The organism is Halomonas sp. BM-2019 (assembly GCF_017584085.1).
Genome location: NZ_CP071922.1, coordinates 1712804 through 1717818, shown reverse-complemented (window position 1 = coordinate 1717818; position 5015 = coordinate 1712804). Strand labels below are relative to the sequence as shown.

2 protein-coding genes and 1 pseudogene are annotated in these 5015 nt (G+C 71.9%); all 3 read left to right on the top strand.

Annotated elements, in window-relative coordinates; translation table 11 throughout:
* Positions 1-14 precede the first annotated feature (14 nt).
* Positions 15-1595: an NADH-ubiquinone oxidoreductase-F iron-sulfur binding region domain-containing protein gene (locus J5F18_RS08620; RefSeq protein ID WP_346302201.1), complete on the top strand. Its 1581-nt coding sequence runs from the start codon at positions 15-17 to the stop codon at positions 1593-1595.
* A 2-nt stretch (positions 1596-1597) separates the two neighbouring features.
* Positions 1598-4496 (top strand): annotated as a pseudogene (gene fdhF, locus J5F18_RS08615) (formate dehydrogenase subunit alpha).
* A partial coding sequence (locus tag J5F18_RS08610) for a formate dehydrogenase accessory sulfurtransferase FdhD (RefSeq protein WP_346301842.1) occupies positions 4493-5015 on the top strand: 523 nt, incomplete at its 3' end. The pseudogene fdhF and the gene J5F18_RS08610, both read left to right, overlap by 4 nt.

The window sequence follows — 5015 nt, the reverse complement described above, 5'->3', positions numbered from 1 at the left end:
CTGGAGGTGATCGCATGAGCGTGCGCGTCATCGTGCCCCGTGATACCACCGCCCTCTCCCTGGGCGCCGACGCGGTGGCCGCCCGCCTGGAGCGGGAGGCCCGCGCCCGCGGCCTGGCCCTCACCCTGGTACGCAACGGCTCCCGCGGCGCCGCCTGGCTGGAGCCCTTGGTGGAGGTGGAGACCCCGCAGGGTCGCCTGGCCTTCGGGCCGGTGGCCGCCGAGGATATCCCCGGTCTGCTCGACGCCGGCCTGCTCGATGGGGACCTTCGCGCCGGCGATACCGCCCATCCCCTGGCCCTGGGCCCCACCGAGGCGCTGCCCTGGTTCGCCCGCCAGCAGCGTTTCACCTTCGCCCGCATCGGCGTGACCGACCCACTCTCGCTGGCCGACTACCTGGCCCACGACGGCTTCCGCGGCCTGGAGCTCGCCCTGACCCGCACGCCCCAGGATATCGTCGAGGAGGTCAAGGCCTCGGGGCTGCGCGGCCGCGGCGGCGCCGCCTTCCCCACCGGCATCAAGTGGCAGACGGTGCTCGACACCGCGGCGGACCAGAAGTACATCGTCTGCAACGCCGACGAGGGCGACTCCGGCACCTTCGCCGATCGCCTGGTGATGGAGTGCGACCCCTATCTGCTGATCGAGGGCATGGCCATCGCCGGCCTCGCCGTGGGTGCCACCCAGGGCTATATCTACCTGCGCTCCGAGTACCCGCTGGCCAAGACGATCCTCGACGCGGCCATCGCCCGCGCCGAGGCCGCCGGCTACCTGGGCGAGGACATCCGCGGCAGCGGCCGCGCCTTCCATCTGGAGGTTCGCCTGGGCGCCGGCGCCTATATCTGTGGCGAGGAGACCTCGCTGCTGGAGAGCCTGGAGGGCAAGCGCGGCCTGGTGCGCGCCAAGCCCCCGCTGCCGGCCATCGTGGGCCTCTTCGGTCGCCCCACCGTGGTCAACAACGTCCTCTCCCTGGCCGCCGTGCCCTTCATCCTCGCCGAGGGCGCCGCGGCCTACGCCGAGGTCGGCATGGGCCGCTCCCGGGGCACCCTGGCGCTGCAGCTGGCCGGCAACGTCCGGCGCGGCGGCCTGGTGGAGCTGGCCTTCGGCGCCAGCCTGCGCGAGCTGATGGAGGGCTTCGGCGGCGGTACCGCCAGCGGCCGGCCGCTGCGCGCCGTCCAGGTGGGCGGCCCCCTGGGCGCCTACCTGCCCGAGGCCCAGTGGGACCTGCCGCTGGACTACGAGGCCTTCGCCGCCGAGGGCGCGGTGCTCGGCCACGGCGGGGTGGTGATGTTCGACGACAGCGTCGACATGGCGGAGCAGGCCCGCTTCTCCATGGAGTTCTGCAAGGTGGAGTCCTGCGGCAAGTGCACCCCCTGCCGCATCGGCTCGACCCGCGGCGTGGAGGTGATCGATCGAATCCTCGCCGGTCGCATCCACGCCGACCGCGACCGCGAGGCCAACCTCGAACTGCTCCGGGACCTCTGCGACACCCTGGAGGACGGCTCCCTGTGCGCCATGGGCGGCATGACCCCCTTCCCGGTGCGCAGCGCCCTGACCCATTTCCCCGATGACTTCCGGCGACCGGTGGAGGGAGCCTGACCATGATCGAGCATTTCGACCCCCGACAGCATGCCCAGGACCTCGGCACTCCTTGTCCAACCCGAGCCGCAGGCGCTGCCCCCGCGGCGGGTGCCGACCCGGTCAGCCTGACCATCGACGGCGTGGCGATCCGCGTGCCGGAGGGCACCTCGGTGCTGCGCGCCGCGGCCCTGGCCGGCATCACCATTCCCAAGCTGTGCGCCACCGATAGCCTGGAGGCCTTCGGCTCCTGCCGGCTGTGTGCCGTCCAGGTGGAGGGCCGGCGCGGCACCCCCGCCGCCTGCACCACCCCGGTGGCCGAGGGCATGCAGGTCACCACCCAGAACGAGCGCCTGGCCCGGCTGCGCCGTAACGTCATGGAGCTCTACATCTCCGACCATCCCCTGGACTGCCTCACCTGCCCGGCCAACGGCGACTGCGAGCTGCAGGACATGGCCGGCGCCGTGGGGCTGCGCCAGGTACGCTACGGCTTCGAGGGCGAGAACCACCTGCAGGCGGCCAAGGACGAATCCAACCCCTACTTCACCTTCGACCCCAGCAAGTGCATCGTCTGCTCGCGCTGCGTGCGGGCCTGCGAGGAGGTGCAGGGCACCTTCGCCCTGACCCTCGACGGCCGCGGCTTCGACTCCAAGGTCACGGCGGGCCAGGGCGAGGCCTTTATGGACTCCGACTGCGTCTCCTGCGGCGCCTGCGTCCAGGCCTGCCCCACCGCCACCCTGATGGAGAAGAGCGTCATCGACGCCGGCCAGCCGGAGCGCAGCGTGATCACCACCTGCGCCTACTGCGGCGTGGGCTGCACCTTCGAGGCCCAGATGAAGGGCGACCAGCTGGTGCGCATGGTGCCCTTCAAGGGCGGCGACGCCAACCACGGCCACTCCTGCGTCAAGGGGCGCTTCGCCTTCGGCTACGCCACCCATCCGGACCGTATCACCACGCCGAGGATCCGCGACTCCATCGACCAGCCCTGGCGCGAGGTGAGCTGGGAGGAGGCGATCGCCTTCGCCGCGGTGCGACTCGAGGCGATCCAGGCCGAGCATGGCCGCGAGAGCATCGGCGGCATCACCTCCTCGCGCTGCACCAACGAGGAGACCTACCTGGTGCAGAAGCTGGTGCGGGCCGCCTTCGGCAACAACAACACCGATACCTGCGCCCGGGTCTGCCACTCCCCCACCGGCTACGGCCTCAAGACCACCCTGGGCGAGTCCGCCGGCACCCAGACCTTCGACTCGGTGATGCAGGCCGACGCCATCCTGGTGATCGGCGCCAACCCCACCGACGCCCACCCGGTGTTCGGCTCGCTGATGCGCAAGCGGCTGCGCCAGGGCGCCAGCCTGATCGTCGCCGACCCGCGGCGCATCGACCTGCTCAAGACGCCCCACCTGGCGGACGCCCAGCACCTGCCGCTGCGCCCGGGCACCAATGTGGCGCTGATCAATGCCCTGGGGCACGTCATCGTCACCGAAGGCCTGGAGGATCAGGACTTTATCGCGGCCCGCTGCGACACCGCGGCCTACCGGGCCTGGCGCGACTTCATCTCTGAGGAACGCCACTCCCCCGAGGCCAGCGAGGCGATCTCCGGGGTGCCCGCCGAGGCGGTGCGCCGGGCCGCGCGCACCTACGCCACCGCCGGCAACGGCGCCATCTACTACGGCCTGGGGGTCACCGAGCACAGCCAGGGCTCCACCATGGTGATGGGCATCGCCAACCTGGCCATGGCCACCGGCAACCTCGGCCGCGAGGGCGTGGGGGTGAACCCGCTGCGCGGCCAGAACAACGTCCAGGGCGCCTGCGACATGGGCTCCTTCCCCCACGAGCTGCCGGGCTACCAGCACGTGGCCGACCCCGTGGCCCGCGGGCGCTTCGAGGCCGCCTGGGGCGTGACCCTGGACGACGAGCCGGGGCTGCGCATCCCCAACATGTTCGACGCCGCCATCGAGGGCAGCTTCAAGGCGCTCTACGTGCAGGGCGAGGACATCGCCCAGTCCGATCCCAACACCCAGCACGTGGAGGCGGCGCTCTCCGCCCTGGAGTGCCTGATCGTCCAGGACATCTTCCTCAACGAGACCGCCAAGTACGCCCATGTGCTGCTGCCAGGCGCGAGCTTCCTGGAGAAGGATCGGCACCTTCACCAATGCCGAGCGGCGCATCACCCGGGTGCGCCGGGTGATGCCGCCGCTGGCCGGCAAGGCCGACTGGGAGGTGACCCAGGAACTGGCCCGGGCGCTGGGTTACCCCATGGACTATGCCCATCCGTCGGAGATCATGGACGAGATCGCCCGGCTCACGCCGAGCTTCGCCGGGGTCAGCTATGCGCGGCTCGAGGCCCACGGCAGCCTGCAGTGGCCCTGCAACGACGACTACCCCGCCGGCACCCCGACCCTGCACGCGGACGACTTCCCCATCGGCCGCGGCCGCTTCGCCATCACCGAGTACGTGGCCACCGAGGAGCGCAGCAGCCGTCGCTTCCCGCTGCTGCTGACCACCGGGCGCATCCTCTCCCAGTACAACGTCGGCGCCCAGACCCGGCGCACCGACAACCAGGTGTGGCACGACGAGGACGTGCTGGAATTGCACCCCGCCGACGCCGAGCTGCGCGGCATCCGCGACGGCGACTGGCTGGGCATCACCAGCCGTGCCGGCCAGACGGTGCTGCGCGCCCGGCTCAGCGAGCGCCTGCAGCCGGGGGTGGTCTACACCACCTTCCACCACCCGGGCAGCGGCGCCAACGTCATCACCACCGACAACTCCGACTGGGCCACCAACTGCCCGGAGTACAAGGTCACGGCGGTGCAGGTGGAGAAGGTCAGCCAGCCCTCCGCCTGGCAGCAGCGCTTCGCGGCCTTCGATCGGGCCCAGCGCGGCCATCTGGACGAGGCGGCACAGCGGGAGGCCACGCCATGAGCGCCGGCGATACCCGCTCGACGGGCGCCGCGACCGCAGTGGCGCGCCAGCCGGTGGAGGTGCGCCGCGGCACCACCGGCTGGTACGCCGACGCCCAGCAGGACGCCCTGGCCCTGGAGGTCCCGGTGGCCCTGGTCTACAACGGCATCTCCCACGCGGTGATGATGGCCACGCCCGCCGACCTGGAGGAGTTCGCCCTGGGCTTCAGCCTCTCCGAGGGGATCCTGGCGCATCCCCACGAGTGCTACGACCTGGAGGTTGGCGAGGAGGCCCATGGCCTGGCGGTGCGGCTGACCATCAGCAGCCAGCGGCTGGCGGCCCTCAAGGCCCGGCGCCGCAGCCTGGCCGGGCGCACCGGCTGCGGCCTGTGCGGCACCGAGGCCCTGGAACAGGCGATTCGCCCGATCCCCCGGGTCATCGCACCGGCCCTCGACGACGCCGCCATCCAGCGCGCCCTGGTGCAGCTGGCCGAGCACCAGGCCCTGCAGGCCACCACCGGCGCGACCCACGGCGCCGCCT

What these genes read in the sequence shown, in the direction of transcription:
- J5F18_RS08620 (WP_346302201.1), top strand. Translation starts at nt 15, where the DNA reads ATGAGCGTGCGCGTCATCGTGCCCCGTGATACCACCGCCCTCTCCCTG.